The following is a 24,693-nucleotide window of genomic DNA, read 5'->3' as shown; positions in this document are numbered from 1 at the left end:
TCATCGCGACGATGAGGGAATTCGTAAAGTGCGATTTCCCGGCACTGTCTCAGGAGATTTGATATGGCCACCGGTACCGTGAAGTGGTTCAACTCGGAAAAGGGCTTCGGCTTCATCGAGCAGGACGGCGGCGGCGCCGACGTCTTCGCCCACTACTCGAACATCGCCACCTCGGGCTTCCGTGAGCTCCAGGAAGGCCAGAAGGTGACCTTCGACGTCACGCAGGGCCAGAAGGGCCCGCAGGCCGAGAACATCGTTCCCGCCTGACCCGTAGTACGCGAGTACGCAGGGATTGCAGCAGGGCCCCGCACTTCGGTGCGGGGCCCTGCTCCGTGTTGTCCGGGGGGCCGGACCCCCTACGCGTTCAGGGTTCCTGAACGCGGCCCGGGTTTCCCGGTACTCGTCCTGAGGGGAAGGGCCGGAGCGCGGACGCCCCGGCCCTTTCGTGGCGCGCGCTTCAGCGGCGCCGGTGGACGGTTCAGGCCTGCTTCGGGCCGGTCTGCTGGACCACCTCGAACGACCACAGCGTCGCGTCCGTGGCGGCGGGCTTCGGCCGGTCGCCCTGCGCGCCGCCCTGCGCGCCGCCACCGCCGTGCGCGGCCTGGCCGCGGCCGGCCATCCAGCGCTGGAAGTCCTCCTCGGTCCGCCAGCGGGTGTAGACGAGGTAGGTGTCGGTTCCCTCCACGGGACGGAGCAGCTCGAACCACTCGAATCCGTCCGAACCCTCCACCGCGCCCGCCCGCGCGGCGAACCGCTTCTCCAGCGTCTCCCGCTGCTCTTCCGGGACCGTGAGTACGTTGATCTTGACGATGCTCATGCCCCGATTGTTCCGCAGTGCCGGTGCGGAACACGGGCGGGGGCCTTCCCGCCGTGCCGGATTCAGGCGGGTGCGGTGAGTTCCGGGTCGGGTCCGCTTTCGCTTTCCTCACCCGTCCGGCCCCTCTTGATCGGTTCGGCTCGTTCGGTTCGTTCGATGTGTTCGATTCGTTCGCGCAGGGTGGTGGCGAATTCCTCCGCCCGTGCCAACTGCGTCCGAAGATCCGCCGTCCGCCGGCGTGCCGCTTCCTCGAAGCCGCGCAGCGACTCGAGCAGTTCCTCGCGTTCCTCCCCCTCGGGCGGGCCGGTCCCGGCGTGCCCGTCGAGGCGGTCGGTGGCCGCGAGCAGTTCCCGCATCCGGTCCAGGGTGAAGCCCAGCGGTTTCATCCGGCGGATCACCATGAGGCGGGCCACGTCGCCCTCGGTGTAGAGCCGGAAGCCGCCCTGCGAGCGGGCCGACGGAACGACGAGACCGGCCTCCTCGTAGTGCCGGATGGTGCGCAGGGACAGTTCGGTGCGCGCGGCGACCTCACCGATCTGCATGTGCTTGCCGTCCACGTGCCTGATCCGGCCCTTCTCGTCCATGTACCGCTCTGCTGGTCAGCCCGGAGGTGTGACCGGTCGGACGCACCTCGATCCCTACTCTAACGTTAGGGTAGGGTCACCGCCCGGCCCTTCTCCCGACCGGCCTCGGCCTCCGCACGAAACCGCCCCGTCCCGCCCTGCCCCCGCGCCGTCGTCGCCGCCGGGCCGGAGCGCGCCCGAGCACGACAGGTAACGCCCCCTTGTCCTCTCCCGCACTGTCCCCCGCCGCTCGGCTGCGCGCCGCGCGCCCCGACTGGCTGAACGATCCGAAGGTCTGGCGGACCGAGATCCTCGGCGGCCTCGTCGTCGCGCTCGCGCTGATCCCGGAGGCGATCTCCTTCTCGATCATCGCCGGTGTCGACCCGGCCGTCGGTCTGTTCGCGTCCTTCACCATGGCCGTCACCATCGCGTTCGTCGGCGGACGCCGGGCGATGATCTCCGCGGCGACCGGCGCCGTGGCGCTCGTCATCGCGCCGCTCAACCGTGAGCACGGGTTCGGGTACCTCGTCGCCGCGGTGCTCCTCGCCGGTGTCTTCCAGATCGTCCTCGGCGCGCTGGGCGTGGCGAAGCTGATGCGGTTCGTCCCGCGCTCGGTGATGGTCGGCTTCGTCAACTCGCTGGCCCTGCTGGTCTTCATGGCCCAGGTCCCCGAGATGCGGGACGTGCCCTGGCCGGTCTATCCGATGATCGTCGCGGGGCTGGCCCTGATGGTGTTCTTCCCGAAGGTCACCACCGTGATCCCCGCGCCCCTGGTCTCCATCGTGATCCTCACCGTGATCACGGTCGCCGCCGGGATCGCCGTACCCACCGTCGGGGACAAGGGGGAACTGCCCTCGTCCCTGCCGGTGCCCGGCCTGCCCGACGTGCCGTTCACGATGGACACCCTCACCACCGTCGCCCCCTACGCCCTCGCCATGGCGCTGGTCGGCCTGATGGAGTCGCTGATGACGGCCAAGCTGGTCGACGACATCACCGACACGCACTCCTCCAAGACCCGGGAGTCGATCGGCCAGGGCGTCGCCAACATCGTCACCGGGTTCTTCGGCGGGATGGGCGGCTGCGCCATGATCGGCCAGACGATGATCAACGTGAAGGTCTCCGGCGCCCGGACCCGCCTGTCCACCTTCCTCGCGGGCGCGTTCCTGATGGTGCTGTGCATCGTCTTCGGTCCGGTCGTCTCCGACATTCCCATGGCCGCGCTCGTCGCCGTCATGATCATGGTGTCGGTCGCCACCTTCGACTGGCACTCCATCGCGCCGAAGACCCTCAGGCGGATGCCGGCCGGGGAGATCGGCGTCATGGTGATCACCGTCGTGTTCGTGCTCACCACGCACAACCTCGCCGTCGGCGTCGTCGTCGGCACGGTCACCGCCATGGTGATCTTCGCCCGGCGGGTCGCCCACCTCGCCGAGGTCACTGCGGTCGCCGACCCCGACGGCACGTCCGTCGTCTACCGGGTCACCGGCGAGCTGTTCTTCGCCTCGTCCAACGACATCGTCGGCCGCTTCGACTACTCGGGCGACCCCGACCACGTCGTCATCGACCTGTCGTCCGCCCACGTCTGGGACGCCTCCTCCGTCGCCGCCCTCGACGCCGTCGAGACGCGGTACGCGCAGCGCGGGAAGACCGTCGAGATCACGGGCCTGAACGAACCCAGTGCCCGCCTCCACGACAAGCTCAGCGGGGAACTCGTCGGCGGTCACTGACGGACGGCCCCGGGCCAGGACCTGCGGGAGGACCTGTGGGAGGACCTGCGGGGACACCGGGGCCGGCCCCCGTCAGCCGAGACAGATCACCAGGAGACAGAGCTCAGAACCAGAACCGGAACCAGAACCGGAGTCGGACGAGCCCGGTGACTCGGGCGCGGGTGTCGAGGGGGCCGAGGTGGCGGGTGGCGATCCGTTGTGGCCGCCCGGGCCGCCGCCTCCGTCGTTTCCGCTGCCACCACCGTTGCCCGAGGAGTCCTTGGGCGGGGTCGTGGGACGGGTCGCCGTACCGGATCCGGAGCCGGAAGCGGAACCGGCGCCGTTGGAGTCCGAGCCCGTCCGTGTGCCCGAGCCGTCGGACGAGGGTGTGGTCCGTGACGGGGACGTGGCCGTCGTGGTGCCGTCCGGCCGGGTGCTCGACGCGGTGGCGGGCGCCGACGCGGTGCCGGTCGGCTGCCGGTGTGCGCCGTCGCCCGGGGCCGGCTGCGAGGGCCGCTCCTGGGAACGCTGCGTGCCGGGCGGGCCCACGGACGGTGCCGGGCCGCCGTACTGGTCCGCGGGCCCGTCCGCGCCGCCCATGCCGGACACCTCGGGTGCCGTGGCGGCCCGGGCGCGGTCGCCGGAATCCCGGTCCATCGAGACGAGGGTGAGTCCACCGCCGACGAAGGCCACCGCCGTGGCGACCAGGGCGCGGCGCTGGGTCTTCCTCCAGCGGGCCAACTGCCGCCGCCGCGCCGCCCGCCCCGTGGACGCGGACACGGGCGTGGGCACCGGGTCCGGGACTTCCACGGCAGGGACCGGCGGCCCCGTACCGATTCCCGTACCGATCCCTGTACCGGCTCCAGCACCGATCCCTGTACCGGCCGTGGTGCCGAGACCTGCCGCGGGTGCGGGTGAGGTCGCCGTGCCCGGGGCGGTGTGACCGTCGATGACGCTCGGCGCGATGTCGGGTGCGTAGGCGCCGCATCCGGGGCACACGAGGGCGCCGTTCAGATGCCGACGACACGTGGAGCAGTAATCCATCCGCTGTCTTCCCGGGTTGGCAGGCACCCGCCGGGCCGGGGACGGCCCGTTCGCGTCGTGTACGAGGGAGCGGGTGGAGCAGGACAGCAACGCTAACGACACCTGCGAGCCGCTGTGTGCAGTCCGTGTGTCACTCCTGCGCACATTCTCTGCCCGCTTCGCGTGAATGCCGTGAGCATGTGCGTCGATCGGTGCGCAATGCGGCCCGGAATGAATGTTCTTCAATCAAAATCCCTTGAGAAAAGGCAGTTGAGGGCCGCGTGCGAAGTCGATTTGAGCCGTCAAAACCGGAAATCGGAATCGGCGGGAGTTGCTCACGTCACGGAAATGGCAGGGCTGTTCCCATGAAAGGCGCGGTTTGACGCTGCCGGGCCGCGCGGCGTTGGCTTGCCCACCACCTGGTCGCCACGCTGCACTCTCGCTTGGAAGGCACCTGATGTGAACCCCTGCACCACGCGCACCACCCCCTCACCCCGCACGATCCGGGGGCGTCGGGGCACCACTGCTCCGCTCGCCACCCTCTCGGCCCTGGCGGTGCTCTCGCTCTCCGCGTGCGGTGCGGTCGACGCCCCGGGCGAGGACGACGGCTCCGTGTCGCCGGGCCGGCGCAACGACATCACCGTGGGCCTCCTTCTCCCCGACAGGGAGACGGCGCGCTTCGAGAAGTTCGACCGTCCTCTCGTCGAGGAACGGGTCGGTGTCCTCACCGGCGAGGAGGGCAAGGTCGTCTACGCCAACGCCGAGGGCAGCACGGCCAGGCAGAGCGAGCAGCTCGGCCGCATGGTCGCCGACGAGGTCGACGTGATCATCGTGGCCGCGGTGGACGCCAGGGCCGTCGCACCGGACGTGGAGAAGGCCAGGAAGGCGGACATCCCCGTCATCGCGTACGACCGGCTGGCCGAGGGCCCGATCGACGCGTACGTGTCGCACGACAACGAGCTCGTCGGCGAGGTGCAGGGCCGTGCGATCGTCGACGCGCTCGGCGCCGAGGCGGAGAACCGCAAGGTCGTCATGATGAACGGTGAGCCCGCCGACCCGAACACCGCGCTGTTCAAGGACGGCGCGATGACCGAGTTGAACGGCAATGTGGACATAGCCGAGTCGTACGACACCGAGAAGTGGCTGCCCGCCGTCGCCAAGGCGAACATGAAGAAGGCGATGAAGGCCGTCGGCGCCGACGACGTCGCCGCCGTCTACGCGGCGAACGACGGCATGGCCGGAGCCGTCATCGAGGCGATGGAGGAGGCGGGCGTCTCCGACATCCCGCCGGTGACCGGGCAGGACGCCGATCTGGAAGCCGTGCAGCGGATCGTCGCGGGCACGCAGCACATGACGGTGTACAAGTCGTTCCTGCTGGAGGCCGGCGGTGCCGCCGAGATGGCGGTGGCCCGGGTCCAGGGGCGCGACATCCAGTTCGACTCGCTGACCGGTGAACGGGTCGACAGTCCGACGCAGAAGGACATCCCGTCGATGCTGGTGCCGGTGGTCGCCCTGACGCAGGACAACATCGAGGACACGGTGGTCCGGGACGGCGTCTACGACGTGGAGGACATCTGCACGGCGAAGTACCGGCCGGCCTGCGCGTCGATCGGCCTCACGCCGTAGGGGACCGTAAGCACCGCGGGCGCCGTGGGCAGGACGGCGCCGGTCCGCTCACTGCTGGTCGGAGTACCCGATGCCTCCCACCGTCCAGGCGCTCACGTCGGCGAGCGCCACCCGGTACATGCCCCCCGTGTCCGGGATGCCGTAGCTCCCCTGGAGGATCCGGGCGACGTGGAAATGCAGGTGGGAGGGGTGCGACGGCGCTTCGTCCCGGCCGGCCTCCGCGAAGGGGAGGGCGAAGTGGCCGAGTCGAGCGGAGTCGCGCAGCACCTCCGCCACGCGCTCCCGCCACAGGGCTTCGGGGGCCAGTCGGCCGGTGATGACGGCGCCGGGGATCACTACGGTGAGTGACATCTGGCTGTCCTGGTCCGTCTCGACCATCGCGGCGACGGCGACGAGCAGATCGTCAGGGTGTGACATGGTCGAAGAGCCTAGCCGAGCCCCGGCCCGGCCGGGTGATGCGGGTCCGGATCACTCCGACGTGGCGGCCGCAGGCCCCCGCGCAGGTCCCCGCGCCGGCTCCGGCCCGCCCGGTGGGTCGGGCGGGCCTGAGCCGGGAGAACACGCGACGCCGGGGCCGGTTGCCGGGGCCGGCCGTCAGGGCTGCAGGGGCATGCTCCAGCAGTTGGAAGTGGCCCGCTTGCCGGACAGCCGATCGGTCAGCCAGTCGACGGCGTCCCCCTGATCGGTCAGCAGCGGGGCGAAGTGGTTGAGCAGCGCGCTGCCGACGTCGGGGAGGACGACGGCCTTGTACGTGACGTCGGCGCCCTTGGCGCACCAGTCGACGGCGAGCCGGCGGGACTGCCCGTGCGGCACGAGGTCGTCGCTGACGCCGGTGACCAGCCGTACCGGGCCGGACGGCTTCATCGTGCCGATGAGCTGCTTGTCCAGGAAGGCCTGGAGGGCGGGAGTGGCGGCGATGATGTCACCGAGGGACTTTCCGGCCGTGGTCCACTTGGTGCTTTTGGCGAAGCCGTACGTGAAGAGGGCATCGCCGACGCACATCGTCGAGAGATCGGTGAGCGCGGCCTTGCCGACGGCGTTCAGATGCGCCTCGGCGAGGGGCTTCAGCTCCGGGTCGGACTGGAGGAAGCCGTTCAGCGACCAGCCCAGCGCGCCCGCCAGTTCGCTGCCGTCGATGGCCTTGGTGACCTTGGTCAGATCGGCGGGCGGCGCGCCGGAGTAGGTGCCGGACAGGGTGAGGTCGGGGGCGTAGGTGGACTGGAGTTCGGCGGCCGCCGCGGTCGCCCCGCCGCCCTGGCTGTACCCGTAGAGCCCGACCGGGGAGGCGGTGGTGATCGACGCGCCGCGGACCGAGCGGGCGGCGCGGACGGCGTCCAGGACCGCGTGGGCCTCGTCGACCCGGTTCACGTAGGTGTGCAGGCGGTCGGTCGCGCCCAGGCCGGCGTAGTCGGTGACGACCACGGCGACGCCCTTCGCGAGGAGGCGGTAGATCGCCAGGTCCTCGTAACCGACGGACACGGTCTCGCCGTTGAACCGCAGCGGATGCTCGAGCCCCATGGACGCGGCGCACTGGTCGCCCTGTCCCATGGTGCCGGGCGCCACCGCGACCAGGGGACGCGGTCCGCCGCCCTTCCAGGCGGCGGACGGTTCGATGTACGCGCCGGTGACGGCGACCGGCTGCCCGTTCGAGTCGGTGGACTTGTACATCAGCCGGGTCGCGGTTCCCGGCAGCGGGCCCTTGAGGCTGGGCAGGCTCAGGGCCAGCGGGAGGGGCTCGCTGCGGAGGAGGGTGCCGTTGGCGTCGGGCAGGGACGCGGGCGGGGTGTAGAACGCGGGGATCGTGACACCCCGGGACACGACCTCGTCCGTCGCCGCGGCGGGGGCGGCTGCGAGGGCTTGGGCGCCGAGGCATGCCGCGGCGGTGACGGCGACGGCCAGAAGCTTGGGGCGCGGGCGTGCGGGCATGGCGAACCTCCTGTGAAGCGGCTGTCAGGAAGCGGCCTCCGTGCCGGGGCGTCCCGTGATTGGCCCGGACGGGGAGGCGCGGTGGCGGAGCTACGGAGCTGAGCTGGGGGAGTCGGGGCTTCGGAGCTACGACGGCACGGCGGTGGGGCGGCACGGCGGTGGGACGGCGGGGCGGCGGGGCGGTGGGGCGATGGGACGGCACAGCGGCAGGGCGGTCCGGCGACGAGGTGGGGCACACGCGTCCCACGGGCTTGCCCACGCCGCTCGGCAGCGGTTCGCATTGAACTTACCTGTGGGTAAGTTACTCGTGGTAGCAGTAGGAGGGTTACGGTTCGGTAATGTGACGGCCGGTCCGGTGCCGCCCGCCGCCTGCGACCCGCCCCCCGCTTCCTGCTTCCTGCTCGCCGGGCCACCGGACCACCGGAGGGCGACAGCCTCGCCTTCCGGGAGCCGGGAGCCGGGAGCCGGGAGCCGGGAGCCGGGGAGAGGGCGGCCCGTCGGCGCTCTTCAGGGACGCCGAAGACTTCTCCGAACGCGCGAGGCCGGGGCGCGTCCGCGCCCCGGCCTCGTGATGATGGCGGTACTCACGGGCGCCCCTCGGCGCCCACGGAGTGACCTTTCAACTGCCCCTCAACGGCCCTTCAGCGGCCGCCCTTTCCCTTGTTGCCGGTCGCGCTGCGGCGGGCGGCCTGCCCGGGACGGCGGCTGCGCCGGCTCCGGGACGGGGAACCCGTGCGCGCGGGCTGGTTCTGGGCGGGCGGCGGAGTGAGGACGACGGGCACGCCCGACGGCGCCTGGGCTCCGGTGATGCGGTTCAGTTCGTCCCCGCCCGGACGTACCCGGGTGGTCTGCGGGGTGATGCCGGCGTCGGTCATCAGGCGGGACATCTCCCGGCGCTGGTGCGGCAGGACCAGCGTGACGACGGTGCCGGACTCACCGGCGCGGGCGGTGCGTCCGCCGCGGTGCAGGTAGTCCTTGTGGTCGCTGGGCGGGTCGACGTTGACGACGAGGTCCAGGTTGTCGACGTGGATGCCGCGGGCCGCGACGTTGGTGGCCACCAGGACCGTGACGTGCCCGTCCTTGAACTGGGTCAGGGTCCGGGTGCGCTGGGACTGGGACTTCCCGCCGTGCAGGGCCGAGGCCCGCACGCCGACGGCCAGGAGCTTCTTGGCCAGCCGGTCGGCGGCGTGCTTGGTGTCCAGGAACATGATCACGCGTCCGTCGCGGGCGGCGATCTCCGTCGTGGTGGCGTGCTTGTCGTCGTCGTCCACGTGCAGCAGGTGGTGATCCATCGTGGTGACCGCGCCCGCGGACGGGTCGACGGAGTGGACGACGGGGTCGTGGAGGTAGGTGCGCACCAGACGGTCGACGTTGCGGTCCAGCGTGGCGGAGAACAGCATGCGCTGACCGCCGGGGCGCACCCGGTCGAGCAGGGCGGTCACCTGCGGCATGAAGCCCATGTCGGCCATCTGGTCGGCCTCGTCCAGGACGGTGATGGCGACCTGGTCCAGGCGGCAGTCGTCACGGTCTATGAGGTCCTTGAGCCGGCCGGGCGTCGCGACGACGACCTCGGCGCCGCCGCGCAGGGCGCTCACCTGCCGGCCGATCGACACTCCGCCGACCACCGTGGCGGTCCGCAGGCGCAGCGCTCGGGCGTAGGGGGTGAGAGCGTCGGTGACCTGCTGGGCCAGTTCCCGGGTGGGGACGAGGACGAGCGCCAGCGGGTGCCGGGGCTCGGCCCGCTGCCCGGCGGTACGCGCCAGCATCGCCAGGCCGAAAGCCAGCGTCTTGCCCGAACCGGTGCGCCCGCGGCCCAGGACGTCCCGGCCGGCCAGCGAGTTCGGCAGCGTCGCGGCCTGGATCGGGAACGGGGTGGTCACGCCCTCGGCGGTCAGGGCGGTCAGCATCGGCTCGGGCATGTCGAGTTCGGTGAACGTCTCGACCGGCGGCAGCGCCGGGGTGAGGGTGACCGGCGGCGCGAACTCCCCGCCGGCCGCGGCGGGACGGCCTCCGCGGCCGCTGCCGCGTCCGCCCTTGGCGGCGGCGCCCCGGGACGGACCGCCCTGGCGGCCGCCCGACCCCTGGGAACGGGCACGGCCTCCCCGCCCGGAACCCGCGGAGCCCGCGGCCCTGTCCGTGCGGGAGCGGGACGAACCGGCGCCGCCGGTGCTGTTGTTCGAACGAGCTGTGTGATTGCGGTTCATGCGGAACCTTCCTCGATGCGGCACGTATCGAGGAATTCCGCCCAACGGCGAGGTGCTGGCCGAATGAGAATTCGCAAGAATGAGCCGAAAAACGGTGGATCAGTGCATCACTGCATCAGCGGATCAGTAGATCAGCGGATCAGTGGAACAGCGGCAAGCGGCCGCGAGTGGCGGGCCACGAGCACGAGTGCGGCGTCGGCTTCGTTGCCGGGCCGGGGAACGCAGTGGGCCGGGACCCCGCGCCACAGGGGTGCGGGGTCCCGGCCACGCACTGCACGTCGGCGTCGGATACCGACGCCGGTGTCAGCGTACGCGTCAGGCGGGAACGATGTTCTCGGCCTGCGGGCCCTTCTGGCCCTGCGTGACGTCGAAGGTAACCTTCTGGCCTTCCTGAAGCTCACGGAAACCGGAGCTGGCGATGTTCGAGTAGTGGGCGAACACGTCGGGGCCGCCGCCGTCCTGCTCGATGAAGCCGAAGCCCTTTTCCGAGTTGAACCACTTCACGGTGCCAGATGCCATGCTGTATCTCCTTTTGGGCAGTGCCCGGGGCCCACACCTTGTGGGCCCGTGGTCGCAACAATGATCTACCTGGCTGTTGTTCCCGGAAAGCCGCGAAGCTTCTCAGGAACGAAAAAGAGTGCTCGTCGACGGAAGGTCGGAAGAGCACTCACAAGCCTCTGGTAACCAAAACTGCAACTCTTCACGATAACACGGATGGGGCGCCGGTGTCCGAAACCGGCTTCGCCGGGTCGTCGGCGCCCGGGGTGCGGGTGATCAGGAGGCCGTGGCGGGGCGCGGGCTGCCGTGGAAGACCTGGCCGGTGTGCCAGGAGCGGTGGGCGTCCGCGACGGGGCGGGTGCCCGGCTGGGGGCCGACGAGCGGGCGGCCCGCGAGCGCGGTGACGTGTTCGCGGGCGGCGGGGCTGTGGCCGACGAAGCGCTGCGAGACCAGGATGCGGTGATGGTCGCCGATGCCGAGGACGCCCTTGTCGAAGAGCTTGTGGTGCAGTGAGCACAGGCACAGTCCGTTGTCGACGTCGTCGGGGCCGCCGAACGCCCACCAGCGCACGTGCGCGGCCTCCAGCCCGACCGGGAGCGCGCCGATCCTGCCGTCGTAGCCGCAGAAGGCGCACCGGTACTCGTAGGCCGTCAGGACGCGCTCCCGCATGCCCGGGTCCCGCCGCCTCCGCACGACGACCCGGAGCCGTCCGGGCTCCGCCGGCTCCGGCTCCAGGCCGACGGATTCGCACAGCTCGGCGTGGAGCGAGGGCGGGAAGTGCAGGTCGAGCAGGAGCTGTGTCATCCGGCCGAGCAGCGACGGCTCGCGCCGCAGTGCCGCGCGCAGTTCCGGCGCCAGCCGCCCCGCGGCTCCGAGGGCCCGCAGCTCCCGTACGCCGCTGCCGGGGCTGCCCGGGCCGCGGTCGGTACGTACCTCCCACACGCCGTCGCTCACCAGATGGTGGAACGGGTAGGCGGGAGTGGTCCTGTGGGGCGGACCGTACTCGTCCAGCAGCCGCTTGAGGTCACCCTCCACCGCGCTGTAGCGCAGTTCACCGTCGGCATCCCGCTGGAACCGGCCGAGGGCGTACAGGAGGAGCAGCGGCTTGTGCGGAGCGCGTGTCCCGCTCCTGGTCCACTGTCTCAGCTCCGCCGCGCGCTCAAGCCAGTCCATGACCGGCGATCGTAGTGGTGCCCCGTCGATCACCGATCCGCGTGTGCCCGGAGGGGCGTGGCGAGGACCCGCGGGCACGACGCCGTGAACCGCGAACGCGGAAGAGGACGAGGTGAGGACGCGGGTCGCTCGCTGTCGGTCAGCGGGGCGGCTCGGACGGGAGCACCTTCGGGACGGCGCGGTCGGTCTTGGCGGCGTCGGCGACGGCCTCGGCGGCGGCCTCCTCCGCCTGCGCCGTGTCGCTGGCGGCCTGGGCGGTCATGTCGTCGTCGACGGGCTTCTCGCGGGTGGCCGGCGACCGGGGCAGCTGCTCGGTGAAGGCCTTGGAGACGCCCTGGAGCGCTGAGGTGATCTCGCTCGGAATCACCCAGAAGTTGTTGCCCGACCCCTGCGCGAGCTGCGGCAGGGCCTGGAGGTACTGGTAGGCGAGCAGCTTGGGGTCGGGGTCATTGCGGTGCACGGCCTGGAAGACCTCGTCGATGGCCCGGGACTGGCCCTCGGCCTGCAGGATCGCGGCGGTGCGGTTGCCCTCCGCGCGGAGGACGGCGGCCTGTTTGTCGCCTTCGGCGGTGAGGATCTGGGACTGGCGCTGTCCCTCGGCCCCGAGGATCGCGGCCCGCTTGTCCCGCTCGGCGCGCATCTGCTTCTGCATCGCGTCCTTGATGGTCTGCGGGGGGTCGATGGCCTTGATCTCCACCCGGTTGACTCGCAGCCCCCACTTGCCGGTGGCTTCGTCCAGCACGCCGCGGAGCTGGCTGTTGATGGTGTCGCGCGAGGTGAGCGTCTTCTCCAGGTCCATGGAGCCGACGACGTTGCGCAGGGTGGTGACGGTCAGCTGCTCGACGGCCTGGAGGAAGTTCGCGATCTCGTAGAAGGCCGCTCGCGCGTCGGTGACCTGGAAGTACAGGACGGTGTCGATCTCGACGACCAGGTTGTCCTCGGTGATGACCGGCTGCGGTTTGAAGGAGACGACCTGTTCCCGCAGGTCGATCAGCGGGTGAACGCGATCGATGTAAGGAATGACGAGGTTGAGGCCGGGATTCAGCGTGCGATAGTAACGGCCGAGCCGCTCGACATTACGAGCGCGCGCCTGGGGAACGATGCGCACCGCCCGCACCACGGTGAAGATCGCGAACAGCGCGACGAGCAGACCGGCGATGAGAAACGCAGAGGTCTCCATGTTTTCAGTCCCGGGGGTAGACGAAGGCTGTGGTGCCGCTGATCTTTATGACGTCGACGGTCTTGCCGGGAGGAATCACCAGCGTCTCGTCGTAGGAGCGGGCCGTCCACTCCTCACCGTCGATACGCACCCTGCCGCCCAGGCCCGACACCTCCGAGACGACGTAGGCGGCCTTGCCGACCAGTGCGTCTATACCGAAGCGCGCCACCTGGGGCTGGAGCACGTGGCGCACCGCGAGGGGGCGTACGAACAGCACGGTGACGGTGGCGACGACGGCGAACACCAAGAACTGGAAGGGCGGCGAAAGCCCGAGCGCGGCACACCCCGCCGTGATCAGTGCGGCGGCGCTCAGCATCCCGAGCGCGGCGGTGAGGGTGAAGATCTCCGCCACAGCCAGCACGGCTGCGACGATCAACCAGATCAGCCACGGATCCATTGCGTACCTCTTCCGACCGGCGCGGACGCGGAGGGCTCGGTCCCACCATTGGACCCTGAAAGGGGAGGATCGCGGTACCCCTGAGGGAGGAAATCCTGCCGAACGGGCGAAGAGGGGGGTGGTGCAACACCCGTCGCAATTTTCCATTTCACAATTTACTCTTACTTTGCCCATTCTTGAAAAGGATAATCTCCCCGGCGGGCTGTTCTCCTTTCCTCTTCGCTGCCGTTGCCACGGGCGGCGCGGGACACCGGCCGCCCCCGACGCCCGCAGTCCGCGGCCCGCCCGCGCGACTGCCGAGGCTCCCACCGGTCGATGACGTGCGAGCGCAGCGGCCCGCCGCGGGAGAAAAACATGCTGCGCGGTGACATAGGTGCCGGGCCCTCACACCGTCTGAGAGGTGTAACCAGCCACACCGACGACCGATGACTGGAGAACGGATGAGAACGAAGAGGCTCGTTCTGGTCGGAATCGCGGCCCTGGCCCTGGCCGGCGGGAGCGGTACGGCCCTCGCCGTGAACGGCGGGGAGCCGCCCGCCGCGGCCGGGGAGACGGCCGGCGGCGGGGCGCGGGAAGCGGCGGCAGTGCGGGCGCCCGACCTGCCCGCCGCCTCCCTGACCGCCGGGCCGCGCGTCGTGCGGCCCTACCAGCCCGTGGAGATCGGCCAGGGCGCGAAGATGGGGCTCCTGCCGGAAGGCCGGCAGAACTACGTCGTCGCCTGGGAGGACTACGCCGAGTCCGTCGAACGGGCCAAGGGATACGCCGGTGACAGCATCCGGCCCGACAGTCTCAGCGGCGGGCTGCACACCGAGGGGGACGACGCGCTGTACACCGGCGCCTTCCGTACGGAGACGGTGCCGGCGCGCATCACCCTCCGGATCGACGGGGGCGCCGAGGTGGAGGCGGGCATGCTGCGGCTGCCCGGCGACCCGGGCTGGGGGACGTACTACTACGACGCCGCCGCCGGTGCCGGCGTGCCGCGGGAATCCGTCACGATCACCGCGTACGGCCCGGACGGCTCGGTGCTCGCCGACCTGACGTTCCAGCCCTTCTTCGCGGGCCGCTGACGGCCCCTCCGCGTGGGGCGGGACCGGGGCCCACGCCGTCGTGCCGATCGGGGGACGGCACGACGGCGGGCCCGTGTCCCGCCGACGGCAACCCGAGGACTCGATTGAAGAAGAGCACGGAGGCGGACTTCCAGGCGTTCGTGGTCAGCCGATGGCCCAGAATGCTCCGTTCCGCCCACCTCCTGACAGGACACCACCACGACGCGGAGGACCTGGTCCAGGCCGCTCTGGCCAAGGCGTACGTGAGGTGGGAGCGCATACAGCGCACCGACGACCCCGATTCCTACGTCTGGCGCATCATGATCAACGCCAATGTGGACCGGCTGCGCCGCGCGAAGGTCCGCGAATGGCTGACCAACCGCTTCCCGGAACCGTCGGCCCCCGACCACGACGACACCGTCGCCGAGCGCAGCGCCGTACTCGACGCGCTCGCCCGGCTGTCGGCGAAACAGCGCGCGGTGGTCGTGCTGCGCTACCTGGAGGACCGCAGCGAGACAGAGGTGGCACGACTGCTCGGTACCGGGGTCGGTACGGTACGCAGCCACACGGCCCGCGCGCTGCGCAAGCTCCGTGAGGAGTCGCTCGCGCCCGAACCGGCCGCACCCGCGGCGCACCGCAGGACGAAAGGGGCACGGCAGCCGTGACCCACGACAAGCGACTCGGTGAGCTCCTCCACGACGAGGCGGACGCGTTCCCCGTCGGCCCGGCTCCCGTCGACGACGTGCTGCACAGGGGCCGACGCGGCGCACGCCGCCGCCGTACGGCCGCCGCGGCCGGTGCGATCACCGCGGCGACGGCGCTGCTGGCCTTCGGCGCGGCACACCTCACGCCGACCGCCCCACCCGCTCCGGCCCCACCGGCCACCGCTCCGCCGCCCCCCACGGCACCCGAGAAGTCCTGGCGGCCCCCGCGGACCGTGGACCCCTACGAGCCCGTGCCGATCGGCCACGGTCTCAGCACGGCCCTGCTGCCCGACGGCAAACAGAACTCCGTCGTGGGCGCCGGCGACATCACCGAGGTGGTCGAGCAGGCCCGGAACCACACCGGCGACAACATCCGGCCCGACAGCCTCAGCTTCGGCACGCACGTCGCCGACGACCACGTCCTCTTCCACGGAGCGTTCCGCGCGGACACCCCACCGGCCGGGATCGACATCGCCCTCGACTCCGGAGCGCGCCACACCGCCACCCTGCTGAGCCTGCCGGGCGACCCGGGCTGGGGAACGTACTACGCCTTCGGCGACGCTTCGGCGGCGGACACCGGCTTCACGGTCACGGCGTACGCCGAGGACGGCGGCGTGCTGTTCGAGCAGCACGTCAATGCTTCGCCCCGGGACTGAGAGCGGCCGCGACGCCGACCCCGTCGAGGGAGACCGCAGCGTGGGGGAGGAGCTCGTACGCGCCTTCCTTCATGAACCCCCGGAAAAATCTTCCGCAACCTTTTGTTACGTGTGTCTGTCTGGTTAGCGCAAAGATGTTCAAGGGAGTATGAAGAGGAGCTCATCACGTGACCGTGCGTTCCTTCACCCGGCGGATGCGACCGCGAGTCGAGCGGAAGGCCGCCGAAAGTGTGTGGCGGCTGCGCACCATGCGGCGGCGCCGCAGGGCAGCGGTCACGGACCCGGTGCTCCGCCCGGTGGCGGTGCGCGGCCAGCAGCTCTACGGGCGGGTCGTGACGCGGTTCAGCGCCGCTGAGGCGGCCGCCACCAACCTCGGTCTGGTCGTCGCCGCGCTGGAGCAGGAAGGCATCCCCTACTTCCTGGTACCGGCCTCGCGTACGCGCCACACGGTCGGCGTGAACGTCGTCGACCGGGAGCGTCTCCTCACCACCCTCGAGGCGCGGAACGCGGGGAAGGCGGTGTTCATCGGCAGACCGCTGCCCGGCGCACGGCTCAAGCACCCCGCACTGTTCATGGACGGTGTACTGCCGACCGCTTTACGCACGGCCCCCATCCTGCGGATCGGGGAGAACCACCTCGGGCCCTCGGGCCAGCTGCTCGCCGGGCCGGAGCTCGCCTGCGACGTCGAGTTCTGGGAGGACGGGGCACAGCTCCTCGCCACCGACGACGGGCCTCGCCGACTGGCCAAGGCGCAGCCGCAGGCGTCCGAGGACGTCTTCGCCGAGTCCCTCGTCGCACCGCGGAACAACGGCATCACGGACGTACTGCCGGCGTCCGAGCAGAAGCCGGCCACGGTGCGGGTCGGCGGCCGGGAGCTGCCGAGCTTCGTCCCGCTGACCCTGCCGACCGTGGGCGACGTGACCTTCCCCGTCGACGTCGTCTACACCTGGGTGGACGGCGAGGAGCCGGAGATGCGGGCCAAGCGGGCCCGGTACCAGGAGCGCGGCATCGCCGAGATCCTGGACAAGGAGACCAACGCCTCCCGCTACACCAGCCACGACGAGCTGAAGTACTCGCTGCGCTCGCTCGCGATGTACGCCGACTTCGTCCGGCACGTCTACCTCGTGACCGACGGCCAGAAGCCGCACTGGCTCGACGACCGGGCCCCGGGGATCACGGTCGTCGACCACCGTGACATCTTCCCGCAGGGCGTCCTGCCGGTGTTCAACTCACACGCGATCGAGACCCGGCTGCACCACATACCGGGCCTGTCGGAGCACTACCTGTACTTCAACGACGACGTGTTCGTCGGCCGCCGGGTGACCGCGGAGCACTTCTTCCACGGCAGTGGCCTGATGAAGATTCCGGTCTCCCCGCTCAAGATAGGCGTCGGCAAGCCGCACGCCGAGGAGACGGCCACCAACTCCGCGAGCAAGAACGTCCGCCGGCTGCTGTTCGAGAAGTTCGGGCGGATGACGACGAACAACTTCATGCACACCCCGCTGCCGCAGCGGCGCGGGACACTGCAGGCCCTCGAGGAGCTCTTCCCGGAGGACATCCGCCGCACCACGGCGTCCCGCTTCCGCTCGCCGCAGGACATCGCCGTGACGGCCCCGCTGCTCTACCAGTACGCGCTCATGACCGGCCACGGCACGCCGGGGAAGTACCACTACCGGTATGTGAACATCAGCCGCCCGGACGCCGAGCAACGCCTGGCCGATCTGCGCCGCAACCGCCGCTTCGACTTCTTCTGCCTCAACGACGTCGATGTGCGGCCCGAGGAGCGGGAGCGGGTCGGCGTCCGGATGAGCGGGTTCCTGGAGCACTACTTTCCCTTCGCAAGCCCCTTCGAGAAGCAGAAGTGACGGGGCCGGGGGCATGGACATCCGCCACCGTCCTGGAGCGTTCGAGGGAATGCGGGCCGCCCGGGACCTCCTGGTGGGCCTGAGGTTCCGGCTGTCGGCCCGGCTCTGGGCGCTGTGTGCGGTCCGGGCCCGACGGCGCCTGCGGGCCACCGTCCCCGGACTGCGCCGGGTCACCCTCGGACCCGTACGGCTGTACGGCCGTACGGTCGCCGACTACACCGCCGAGGACGCCGCCGAAGCCGATCTCGAGCGGGTGTGCGCCCTGCTGGAGGGGCTCGGCATTCCGTATTTCCTGGTCCCCGCCGACCACGGGCACGGCGCGCCGCGGCAGGTCGTCGGGGTCGAGAAGACGTACCGCGGCATGCTCCTCTCGCAGGCCGTCCAGCGCCTCACCGGCACCGTCGGGTACGTCGGCACCGTCGGACCGGACGGCGCCGTGACGAAAGCGGCGCTGTGGGCCGACGGGAAGCTGCCGCGGGCGCTGAGACGGGCCGCGGTGCTCCGCACCGGCGTGGTCCGCCTCGGCCCGGGAGGACAGGTGCTCACCGGCCTCGAAACGGGGTGCGACATCGAGTTCTGGTGCCACGGCCGGGACCTCGGCACGGCTTTGGCCACGGACCCCTCCTGGCTCACCGTGCCCGGCAGCAGCTTGCCGGACGTCTTCGGCCCGGCGCTCGTCGCCCCGCGCCGCAACCCCGTGTCGGAGGTGCTTCCGGTGACGGCGCAGCGGCCCGCCACCGCGGCGGGCCACCGCCGCCGCGTGCCGACGTTCGCCCCGTTCGCCGAGCCGGGCATCGACGAGGTCTGCTTCCCCGTCGACGCCGTGTACACCTGGGTCGACGGCGACGACCCGGCCATGGCCGCGAAGCGCCGCGCCCACCAGGCACTCTCCGACGGTGCCATCGCTCCGCGCGAGACCGGCGCCTCCCGCTACACCAGCCATGACGAACTGAGGTACGCACTGCGCTCGCTGCAGATGTACGCCGGGTTCGTCCGGCACGTCTACCTCGTGACCGACTCCCAGATCCCCCACTGGCTGGATCCGGACGCGGAGGGCCTGACCGTGGTCGACCACCGGGACATCCTCCCGCCCGACGCGCTCCCCGTCTTCAACTCGCACGCGATCGAGAGCCGGCTGCACCACATACCGGGTCTGTCGGAGCACTACCTCTACTTCAACGACGACGTCTTCATCAACCGGCCGGTACGGGCCGAGCACTTCTTCCACGGCAACGGCATCGCCCGGATCCCGCTGTCCCCGCTGAAGCTCGGCGTCGGTTCCCCGCACCCCCTGGAACCGGCCCCGAACTCCGCCGGCAAGAACGCCCGCGAGGTGATCAACCGCTTCCACGGCAGACACATCACCCACAAGTCGTTACACACTCCCCATCCCCAACTGCGCTCGGTCATGCGGGAGATGGAGAGCCTCGACATCGAGGAACTCGAGCGGACCGCCTACTCGCGCTTCCGCTCCACCTCCGACGTCGCTCCGGCGTCCACGCTCCACCACCACTGGGCGATCGCGACCGGCCGGGCCGTCCCGGCCGACTACCGCTTCCGCTACGTGCAACTGGGCACCCCGGACATGCGGCGGCGCCTGGCCCGCCTCGCGGCCGGCGAGGACATCGACTTCTTCTGCCTCAACGACGTGGACACCGCCCCGGAGGCCAGGTCGGCGGCCCGGACCGCCATCCGCGTCTTCCTGGAGCGGAAGTACCCGTTCCCGAGCCGCTTCGAAGGAGCGGCCCGGCCCGCCCCGCGCCCGGTCGCGCCGCTCACGGCGAGTCCCCCGCCGCAGTCGAGGCCGAAGGAGGCACGGCTTCGCGAGTGACACCGTCCGCGGGTACCCCTCGTGCCGGTGACGTTGCCCGGTGAGGCACTGGCGGAGGAGACGGGATGCGAACTCGTGAGGGGGCGCCCCACGCGCTTTCCCACTGTGCCGGTGGCCTGCTGTGGCCTGTCCAGGACCGTTCACCTGCGTCCACGGTCGGTTGGTCGGAGGGGCGGGCGCGGCTCTGAGTCTCCCCTGAACAGCCGTGAACGGGACTGAACGAGACGGAAAGTGAGACGGTGCCGCCGGGCCGGGCGTTCAGGTCTTCCCAGGTGTCGCTCAGCCTGCCTGTGCCTCGGCCGCCTGTGCGGCGAGGTCGGCGGTGTCTTCGGACGGTGGTGCCTCGACGGTCACCGGCTGGTTGACGTCGAGGAAGGTGATGGTCAAGTCGAGGGGGTCGCTGTCGGTGAGCTCGAGCGGCTTTCCCTCGGTGCTGCCCTGTGCGGCGAACGTGTCGCCCCGCATGCGGAACTGCTTGGTGTGCTTGTCGTCGCCGATCCACAGATCCATGGTGAGTGTGCCGTCGATGCGCAGCGCCATGAACTGATCAAGGCTGTCGATCTGGCGCTCCCGATCCGCCCTGTTCGCGGCAGCGTTACGGGCGGCACTTATGCCGTCACCGGTGACTGTTCCTCTGTAGTGAGTGGTCCGGTTGCCGTCGATCGTCTCCGTCCCGATCCTCCGCACGTCCTTGGAGGCGGTCAGGATCGTGGACTGCACGGCTGGGTTACCTTCGATCTGACGCGGCAGTATGCCGTAGGACCTGTTGTCCACCGCGCCGCGTCCCCATACAGCAGGGTCGGCGCTGAACCAGCTCTTGCCGTCCAGTTCCTCGGAGTCGATCGCACTCCCGCCGACGTACATCACCTCGTCGACGAACCGGATCTCCAGCCGGCCGTCTTCGCCCTGGTCGGCCGCGGTCATCTTCATACTCATGGTCAGCGGTTCCGTGCTCATGGATGCCTCGGCCTCCAGGCGGCCTTTCTCCGGCACGGTCCCGGTGACCCGGTAGTGGAGCGACGTGACGTCTTCGGTGTTCGTCGCCGCCTCCGCCACGGCCGCCGCGGGCGTCACCTTGGGCGGGTCATCATGCGCGGAACCACTCGCGATGCCCCCTCCGCAGGCAACCGTTCCCCCGGTGAGCAGCACGGCCGCGGACACCGCGCTCGTCACTCTGCGCGGTACGAAACCGAACGCTGAAACCCCCACTTGTCCCCCCGATTTGGATGACAGATCCACATCAAGGCCGCGAGCGTATCTCGGAGTGCGTCCTGCGGTCCGCTGGATTCTTGTGAGGCACGCGCGGCAGACGGCATATACCTGCCCGCATGAATTCCGAGGGCCGTGCTGAGCGGTTGGACACCCAGGGTGCTTCGGCCTCAGGCCACCGCCGGACCAGCTCCATGGCGTTCGTGGAGTCGCTTCACTTGCTTGACCCGGAAGCCGGACTTCTCGTCTGCTGACGCGCTCATGGGGCAGTCGGAGTTCCTTGGCCCACTGAGGGAAGCCGGAGCCGGCGTCGTTGGCACCCAAGTGGTTCACCAGGGCCGAAAGCGTGACAGGTGGGTCCGAGGAAGAGATCTCCTGATCTCGTTCCACGATCAGTCCGAGCGGATGCCCCCTCGCGGTCCGCCCGGCACGGCAGAGAATCGACGGTCGCTGTCGGTCGCCGTGGGTCGACCTCGCACGGCCCACGGACGGCCCGCCCGAGGGTGTCACTTCCCTGCCGCGTCGGGCTATCGTGCCGCCGTGGCACGCGCAGCGGAGCGCCCCCTCCTCTTCCTCGACGTCGACGGCCCGCTCATCCCGTTCGGGGCGTCGTCCGGTCACCCGCAGGCCGCTACGGCCGACGCCTCGACGCCTGTCGATCAGGGGAACCCGCTGCTGAAACGGCTCGACCCCGGGATCGGGGAGCGTCTCATGGCCTTGGGCTGCCGTCTCGTATGGGCCACGACCTGGATGGAGGAGGCGAACGAGGCTGTTGCCCCACGTATCGGACTGCCGAAGCTGCCCGTGGTGGAGTGGCCGGACCTCTGTGCCGAGGAAGGCCCGCGCGGCCTGCACTGGAAGACCCGCCCCCTTGTCGAGTGGGCCGACGGCCGGCCGTTCATCTGGGTCGACGACGAGATCGGCCCCATGGACCGTCTCTGGGTCACTGCCCAACATCCCGGGCCGTCGCTCCTCCATCGCGTGGAACCGGCCGGAGGCCTCGTGGACGCGGACTTCTCCGCGCTCGCCGGTTGGCTCCATACCGTTGCGCCGAGATGAACACCGCATCAGGAGTTCGATCGCGTGATGGTTGCGTCCCTGGTGGCCCGGGCCGTGGGGCCACCAGCGCTCCGTAGGAGCCCTGAGGCGTCCGTTCGTGTCCGCTGTCGTTGATGTCGGCCGTGGATGTCAGCCTGCTCCTCGATGCGAACTGTGGGTGGGGCGGGCGCCGAGGTCCGCGCGGTTACTCGGCAAGGTGCCGGAAGCCGTAATCGATTGACTGCGATCGGACGGGTTGCTGTACTCCGCTGCTGTACTGCGGTCAACAGGGCAAGGGTGAAGTTGTTCAGGAGGGGTCCTCGTGCAGCGCTGGAAGAAGGATGCCGCCGAGCGGCACAGGTATCGCGTGATGTCGGATGATGCTCTTCGTGCCGAATTGCTTAGGTATCAGACCGGAGAGGCGCAGTCTGCCGCAAACAAGGGGAGGCGTTCCTGGAAGGCCGGGCGAGAGGCCATCGAGGAAGAGTTGATGCGGAGAGGCCTGCTGGGCTGACCAGCTGTGAGGGTCGGTGGAGTCTCGAGGGGCGAGTCAAGACCTGGATCGATCTTGAAAACCGTCATGGCGGCGACGTCACCGCGGGTTCACATCCCGCCGCCTCCGCGCGATGAGCGGTGAGAACGGCCCCCGGCGGTCATGCCGGTCGCTTCGTGGCTCTGGAAAGACGCTATTGGGCGAGAGGCGGTTACTGGGGTTGCGGTACTGCGCTGCTGTACGCCTACGGAGACTCGGTGGTCCTGCCGCTGCGGGCTTTGAACGGCAGAGGTCGGCGGAGTCCCAAAACTCACCAAGTCCCGAGCGGGACGACGCGTCATCGGCCTGCCCGATCCGCTGATCAAGATCTTTGGCCGGCACCAGGAAGCACAAGAGCGGGAGCGGGTCGCTGCCGGTACCGACCGGGAGGGCGAGGGAGGCGTGTTCGCCCCGTCGGTCGGCGGGCCGCTGAGCCCGAACACCGACTTCCGTGTAGGGAAGCGGCTGCTTCGGGACGCCGGCGTGCGAGACGGCCGCCTTCGTGGCGCTCGCCACACCGCCATGACCGTCCTCCTGATCCTTGGCATCCTGACCAGCCGTGGAGCGGACTGTTCAGCTGTGTCCGGACACAGCTGAACGTGGGTGAATGAGACCAGAACTGAGACCAAGAGGTGAGGGGTGGTCGGCTCGCGCCGTTCGGTGTGCACTGAACCCAGACCGAATTCCTACTCGTTTGATAATTTAGGTCCCATGAGCGAGATTCCTTACAGCGTCGGCGAAGGGCCGGCCACCAGGGTCAGCCTCTCCCTCCCCGAGGGGACGGCGGAGGCGATCCGCCGACGGGTCGGCAAACGTGAGTTCTCCGCGTTCATCACCGAAGCGGTGGAGCGCGAGCTGCGCGGTCAGATCTTGGATGAGTACCTGGCCGACTACGAACGCCGTCAGGGGCCGCTCTCCGGGCACGAGCAGGAGCAGGCACGCCGGGTCTTCGACGAGGTGTTCGCCGAGGAGGGGCAGTGGCCCGCCGCAAGCTGAGTCACGAAGGCACCCTCGTTCTCGACTGCGAGGGCCTGTCGAAGTTCGTCAGTGATCACGAGCCCGTCGTCGCCCTCATCGCCGAAGCCCGCAAGCGGGGCATGGAGGTGGTCATCAGTGCACTCACCATCATCGAAGCGGCGCATCGCCGGACCGACAAGGCGCGGCTCGCCTGGGTTCTGTCCGGCGTGAGAATCGTGCCCATCGGCGACGAGGAGGCCAAGGCCGCCTCAGCCATATTGATCGGCACGGGGCTGCATGGTCACAAGTACGCCATTGATGCCGCCGTGGCTGAGATGGCGCTACGGCAGCGCCGTCCGGTCGTCATGCTCACCTCGGACATCGACGACATGACGAAGCTCTGCGGCGACAGGGTGCGCCTCGTCGCCGTGTAACCGGCAGTGCGGAACCGGCGGGGATGTTGATCAGGAACCCGATCGGCCCTGTCCGGGTAGGCCACCGTGAAGCGTTGGTCGGGCTGCGGCGTTCGGGCACCCCGGGCACCATCGGCAGCACGGGCTGGGACCGGTCCAGGGCCTGGATCCGGGACTTCTCGTCCACGCACGGCACCAGGGCTTTCTCCGGCGGGTCGAGGCAGGGGCCGACGACGTCACGGACCTTGTCGATGAGCAACGGGTCGGTGGACAGCAGAGACGTCTGTGAGCGGTGCGGGGCCAGGGCGAACGCCCGCCAGATCCGCGAGATCGCCGACTGCGACATGCCCGTGGCCGCCGCCATCGACCTCGTCGACCAGTGGGTGGCGTTCTTCGGCTTCTCCTCCGGCGTCTTGACGATGACCCGCTCGACGTCCGCGTCGGTGATTTTTCGCGGGGCACCGGGCCGCGGCTCGTCGGACAGGCCGTCCAGGCCCCGTTCGACAAAGCGCCGCCGCCAGGTGCGGGCCGTGTCCGGCGAGATGCTCAGCCGCCGGGACACCTCCATGATCGAGTGCCCTTCGGCGCACTCCAGCACGATCCTTGAGCGCTGGGCCGGAGCCTGGGCCGTCGTGCGACGACGACTCGTACCGAACCAACGACGCATCTCCGACTCAGGTCACCGGATCCCCCAGCTCCTCCTTGAGCTGCGCCATGATGCGTGCGTACTGATCGCTCTCGATGGACACGCGGTCCCCCTTGGCGCGCGTGCAGGACTGCACTCAGGCGGCCCGACAGCCGGAGACGAGTCGATCGGTATCAGCTGACCGGAGAAGCGCGCCCTCGGCGTGGCAGCCGGTTCGTGGTGTGGCTGGTGGCGGTTCCTTATGGCGCAGGTGCTGCGCCGGCGTGGTGTGAACTGCAACCCCACACGTCGAAGGGCCCCACCGCAAGCGGTGGGGCCCTTCGACTTCGTGCCCGGTGAGGCACTGGCGGAGGATACGAGATTCGAACTCGTGAGGGGTTGCCCCCAACACGCTTTCCAAGCGTGCGCCCTAGGCCACTAGGCGAATCCTCCGGGAGGAACATTACATGACCGGAAGGAGTGCTTGCGAACTCGTTCCGCCCCCGCGACATGGGGTAACCTGTGCGCAGCCCCTCACGTGGCGCTATCTGACTGAACTCCCCCAGGGCCGGAAGGCAGCAAGGGTAGGTCGGCTCTGGCGGGTGCGTGGGGGGCGCTTTCGTGTGCCGTCCCCCCGCCGCAGGGCGGGGCGGGGTGGGTTGTCG

General features: G+C 70.1%; 24 protein-coding genes, 1 tRNA gene and 1 other RNA gene. 13 read left to right on the top strand and 13 right to left on the bottom strand.

Annotated features, from left to right (window positions below; genetic code table 11):
- Window positions 1-63: 63 nt before the first annotated feature.
- Window positions 64-267 (top strand): cold-shock protein, encoded by a 204-nt coding sequence (locus tag OHB56_RS20715; RefSeq protein WP_004985680.1) that lies wholly within the window; start codon window positions 64-66, stop codon window positions 265-267.
- A 211-nt stretch (window positions 268-478) separates the two neighbouring features.
- On the opposite strand, the gene OHB56_RS20710 is transcribed toward OHB56_RS20715, so the two are convergent.
- Together OHB56_RS20710 and OHB56_RS20705 are read right to left on the bottom strand one after the other, a co-directional pair.
- Entirely contained in the window at window positions 479-817 is a 339-nt protein-coding gene (locus tag OHB56_RS20710; protein WP_055629378.1) for an antibiotic biosynthesis monooxygenase, read from the bottom strand.
- A 62-nt stretch (window positions 818-879) separates the two neighbouring features.
- Window positions 880-1,359, bottom strand: coding sequence for a MerR family transcriptional regulator (locus tag OHB56_RS20705; RefSeq protein WP_406359166.1), 480 nt, complete (start codon window positions 1,357-1,359; stop codon window positions 880-882).
- Between the two features lie 242 nt (window positions 1,360-1,601).
- Between OHB56_RS20705 and OHB56_RS20700 the strand changes: the two genes are divergently transcribed.
- Window positions 1,602-3,107, top strand: coding sequence for a SulP family inorganic anion transporter (locus tag OHB56_RS20700; RefSeq protein WP_406354927.1), 1,506 nt, complete (start codon window positions 1,602-1,604; stop codon window positions 3,105-3,107).
- A 72-nt stretch (window positions 3,108-3,179) separates the two neighbouring features.
- Here the strand turns inward: OHB56_RS20700 and OHB56_RS20695 are convergent, their stop codons facing one another.
- A complete protein-coding gene (locus OHB56_RS20695; protein ID WP_406354925.1) occupies window positions 3,180-3,878 on the bottom strand; it encodes a hypothetical protein in 699 nt (232 codons plus the stop codon).
- A gap of 690 nt (window positions 3,879-4,568) precedes the next feature.
- Here OHB56_RS20695 and OHB56_RS20690 point away from each other — a divergent pair.
- Window positions 4,569-5,735 (top strand): sugar ABC transporter substrate-binding protein, encoded by a 1,167-nt coding sequence (locus tag OHB56_RS20690; RefSeq protein WP_406354923.1) that lies wholly within the window; start codon window positions 4,569-4,571, stop codon window positions 5,733-5,735.
- Between the two features lie 48 nt (window positions 5,736-5,783).
- On the opposite strand, the gene OHB56_RS20685 is transcribed toward OHB56_RS20690, so the two are convergent.
- From OHB56_RS20685 to OHB56_RS20655, 7 genes are all read right to left on the bottom strand, one after another.
- Window positions 5,784-6,152 carry a hypothetical protein gene (locus OHB56_RS20685; protein WP_406354921.1) on the bottom strand — a complete coding sequence of 123 codons (369 nt, stop codon included), beginning with the start codon at window positions 6,150-6,152 and terminating at the stop codon, window positions 5,784-5,786.
- Window positions 6,153-6,329: 177 nt separating this feature from the next.
- Window positions 6,330-7,661: a lipase family protein gene (locus tag OHB56_RS20680; protein ID WP_406354919.1), complete on the bottom strand. Its 1,332-nt coding sequence runs from the start codon at window positions 7,659-7,661 to the stop codon at window positions 6,330-6,332.
- Between the two features lie 641 nt (window positions 7,662-8,302).
- Window positions 8,303-9,865, bottom strand: a complete 1,563-nt coding sequence (locus tag OHB56_RS20675) for a DEAD/DEAH box helicase (RefSeq protein WP_326753612.1) — start codon at window positions 9,863-9,865, stop codon at window positions 8,303-8,305.
- A 315-nt stretch (window positions 9,866-10,180) separates the two neighbouring features.
- Window positions 10,181-10,384, bottom strand: coding sequence for a cold-shock protein (locus OHB56_RS20670; protein ID WP_042163016.1), 204 nt, complete (start codon window positions 10,382-10,384; stop codon window positions 10,181-10,183).
- 255 nt (window positions 10,385-10,639) lie between these two features.
- Window positions 10,640-11,536, bottom strand: coding sequence for a phosphorothioated DNA-binding restriction endonuclease (locus tag OHB56_RS20665; protein ID WP_326753611.1), 897 nt, complete (start codon window positions 11,534-11,536; stop codon window positions 10,640-10,642).
- Window positions 11,537-11,675: 139 nt separating this feature from the next.
- On the bottom strand, window positions 11,676-12,716 hold the full coding sequence (locus OHB56_RS20660; RefSeq protein WP_326753610.1) for an SPFH domain-containing protein: 1,041 nt from the start codon (window positions 12,714-12,716) through the stop codon (window positions 11,676-11,678).
- A gap of 4 nt (window positions 12,717-12,720) precedes the next feature.
- Window positions 12,721-13,152: an NfeD family protein gene (locus OHB56_RS20655; protein WP_326753609.1), complete on the bottom strand. Its 432-nt coding sequence runs from the start codon at window positions 13,150-13,152 to the stop codon at window positions 12,721-12,723.
- Window positions 13,153-13,592: 440 nt separating this feature from the next.
- Here OHB56_RS20655 and OHB56_RS20650 point away from each other — a divergent pair, with 440 nt between their 5' ends.
- The 5 genes from OHB56_RS20650 to OHB56_RS20630 all read left to right on the top strand — a co-directional run bounded on the left by OHB56_RS20650 (window position 13,593) and on the right by OHB56_RS20630 (window position 19,254).
- On the top strand, window positions 13,593-14,219 hold the full coding sequence (locus OHB56_RS20650) for a hypothetical protein (RefSeq protein WP_406354916.1): 627 nt from the start codon (window positions 13,593-13,595) through the stop codon (window positions 14,217-14,219).
- Window positions 14,220-14,323: 104 nt separating this feature from the next.
- Window positions 14,324-14,863, top strand: coding sequence for a SigE family RNA polymerase sigma factor (locus tag OHB56_RS20645; protein WP_326753607.1), 540 nt, complete (start codon window positions 14,324-14,326; stop codon window positions 14,861-14,863).
- On the top strand, window positions 14,860-15,558 hold the full coding sequence (locus OHB56_RS20640; protein WP_326753606.1) for a hypothetical protein: 699 nt from the start codon (window positions 14,860-14,862) through the stop codon (window positions 15,556-15,558). The genes OHB56_RS20645 and OHB56_RS20640 overlap by 4 nt, the downstream gene beginning before the upstream one ends.
- A 167-nt stretch (window positions 15,559-15,725) precedes the next feature.
- Window positions 15,726-17,423, top strand: a complete 1,698-nt coding sequence (locus tag OHB56_RS20635) for a stealth family protein (RefSeq protein ID WP_406354913.1) — start codon at window positions 15,726-15,728, stop codon at window positions 17,421-17,423.
- 13 nt (window positions 17,424-17,436) lie between these two features.
- A complete protein-coding gene (locus tag OHB56_RS20630; protein WP_406354911.1) occupies window positions 17,437-19,254 on the top strand; it encodes a stealth family protein in 1,818 nt (605 codons plus the stop codon).
- Window positions 19,255-19,533: 279 nt separating this feature from the next.
- Here the strand turns inward: OHB56_RS20630 and OHB56_RS20625 are convergent, their stop codons facing one another.
- The gene (locus OHB56_RS20625) at window positions 19,534-20,415 is read right to left on the bottom strand and encodes a hypothetical protein (protein WP_406354910.1); all 882 of its coding nucleotides are present in this window, start codon (window positions 20,413-20,415) and stop codon (window positions 19,534-19,536) included.
- Window positions 20,416-21,003: 588 nt separating this feature from the next.
- On the opposite strand from OHB56_RS20625, the gene OHB56_RS20620 reads away from it, so the two are divergent.
- From OHB56_RS20620 to OHB56_RS20605, 4 genes are all read left to right on the top strand, one after another.
- Entirely contained in the window at window positions 21,004-21,522 is a 519-nt protein-coding gene (locus tag OHB56_RS20620; protein ID WP_406354908.1) for an HAD domain-containing protein, read from the top strand.
- Between the two features lie 301 nt (window positions 21,523-21,823).
- Window positions 21,824-22,015: a hypothetical protein gene (locus OHB56_RS20615; RefSeq protein ID WP_406354906.1), complete on the top strand. Its 192-nt coding sequence runs from the start codon at window positions 21,824-21,826 to the stop codon at window positions 22,013-22,015.
- 729 nt (window positions 22,016-22,744) lie between these two features.
- Entirely contained in the window at window positions 22,745-23,029 is a 285-nt protein-coding gene (locus OHB56_RS20610; protein WP_326753603.1) for a hypothetical protein, read from the top strand.
- A complete protein-coding gene (locus tag OHB56_RS20605; protein ID WP_350856171.1) occupies window positions 23,011-23,424 on the top strand; it encodes a DNA-binding protein in 414 nt (137 codons plus the stop codon). Before OHB56_RS20610 ends, OHB56_RS20605 begins: the two co-directional genes overlap by 19 nt.
- On the opposite strand, the gene OHB56_RS20600 is transcribed toward OHB56_RS20605, so the two are convergent.
- Both OHB56_RS20600 and OHB56_RS20595 read right to left on the bottom strand, forming a co-directional pair.
- Complete coding sequence (locus tag OHB56_RS20600) at window positions 23,360-24,001, bottom strand: IS630 family transposase (protein ID WP_406354904.1); 642 nt, start codon at window positions 23,999-24,001, stop codon at window positions 23,360-23,362. The genes OHB56_RS20605 and OHB56_RS20600 overlap by 65 nt on opposite strands.
- 392 nt (window positions 24,002-24,393) lie before the next feature.
- Window positions 24,394-24,481 (bottom strand) — tRNA-Ser (locus OHB56_RS20595).
- Between the two features lie 72 nt (window positions 24,482-24,553).
- Here OHB56_RS20595 and ffs point away from each other — a divergent pair.
- An RNA gene (gene ffs, locus OHB56_RS20590) (signal recognition particle sRNA small type) lies at window positions 24,554-24,652 on the top strand.
- The last annotated feature ends 41 nt before the right edge of the window (window positions 24,653-24,693 follow it).

It is taken from the genome of Streptomyces sp. NBC_01635 (assembly GCF_045209715.1).
Taxonomy (GTDB): Bacteria; Actinomycetota; Actinomycetes; order Streptomycetales; family Streptomycetaceae; genus Streptomyces; species Streptomyces hirsutus.
The sequence above is the reverse complement of the archived record's forward strand: the minus strand, read 5'-3'. Positions and strand labels throughout refer to the sequence as shown.

Excerpts from the sequence above, each read along its gene's own strand:
- OHB56_RS20705 (WP_406359166.1), bottom strand. The coding sequence starts at position 1,359 with ATGCAGATCGGTGAGGTCGCCGCGCGCACCGAACTGTCCCTGCGCACC.
- OHB56_RS20680 (WP_406354919.1), bottom strand. The coding sequence starts at position 7,661 with ATGCCCGCACGCCCGCGCCCCAAGCTTCTGGCCGTCGCCGTCACCGCC.
- OHB56_RS20710 (WP_055629378.1), bottom strand. The coding sequence starts at position 817 with ATGAGCATCGTCAAGATCAACGTACTCACGGTCCCGGAAGAGCAGCGG.
- OHB56_RS20650 (WP_406354916.1), top strand. The coding sequence starts at position 13,593 with ATGAGAACGAAGAGGCTCGTTCTGGTCGGAATCGCGGCCCTGGCCCTG.
- OHB56_RS20685 (WP_406354921.1), bottom strand. The coding sequence starts at position 6,152 with ATGTCACACCCTGACGATCTGCTCGTCGCCGTCGCCGCGATGGTCGAG.
- OHB56_RS20675 (WP_326753612.1), bottom strand. The coding sequence starts at position 9,865 with ATGAACCGCAATCACACAGCTCGTTCGAACAACAGCACCGGCGGCGCC.
- OHB56_RS20665 (WP_326753611.1), bottom strand. The coding sequence starts at position 11,536 with ATGGACTGGCTTGAGCGCGCGGCGGAGCTGAGACAGTGGACCAGGAGC.
- OHB56_RS20655 (WP_326753609.1), bottom strand. The coding sequence starts at position 13,152 with ATGGATCCGTGGCTGATCTGGTTGATCGTCGCAGCCGTGCTGGCTGTG.
- OHB56_RS20630 (WP_406354911.1), top strand. The coding sequence starts at position 17,437 with ATGGACATCCGCCACCGTCCTGGAGCGTTCGAGGGAATGCGGGCCGCC.
- OHB56_RS20715 (WP_004985680.1), top strand. The coding sequence starts at position 64 with ATGGCCACCGGTACCGTGAAGTGGTTCAACTCGGAAAAGGGCTTCGGC.
- OHB56_RS20610 (WP_326753603.1), top strand. The coding sequence starts at position 22,745 with ATGAGCGAGATTCCTTACAGCGTCGGCGAAGGGCCGGCCACCAGGGTC.
- OHB56_RS20660 (WP_326753610.1), bottom strand. The coding sequence starts at position 12,716 with ATGGAGACCTCTGCGTTTCTCATCGCCGGTCTGCTCGTCGCGCTGTTC.
- OHB56_RS20670 (WP_042163016.1), bottom strand. The coding sequence starts at position 10,384 with ATGGCATCTGGCACCGTGAAGTGGTTCAACTCGGAAAAGGGCTTCGGC.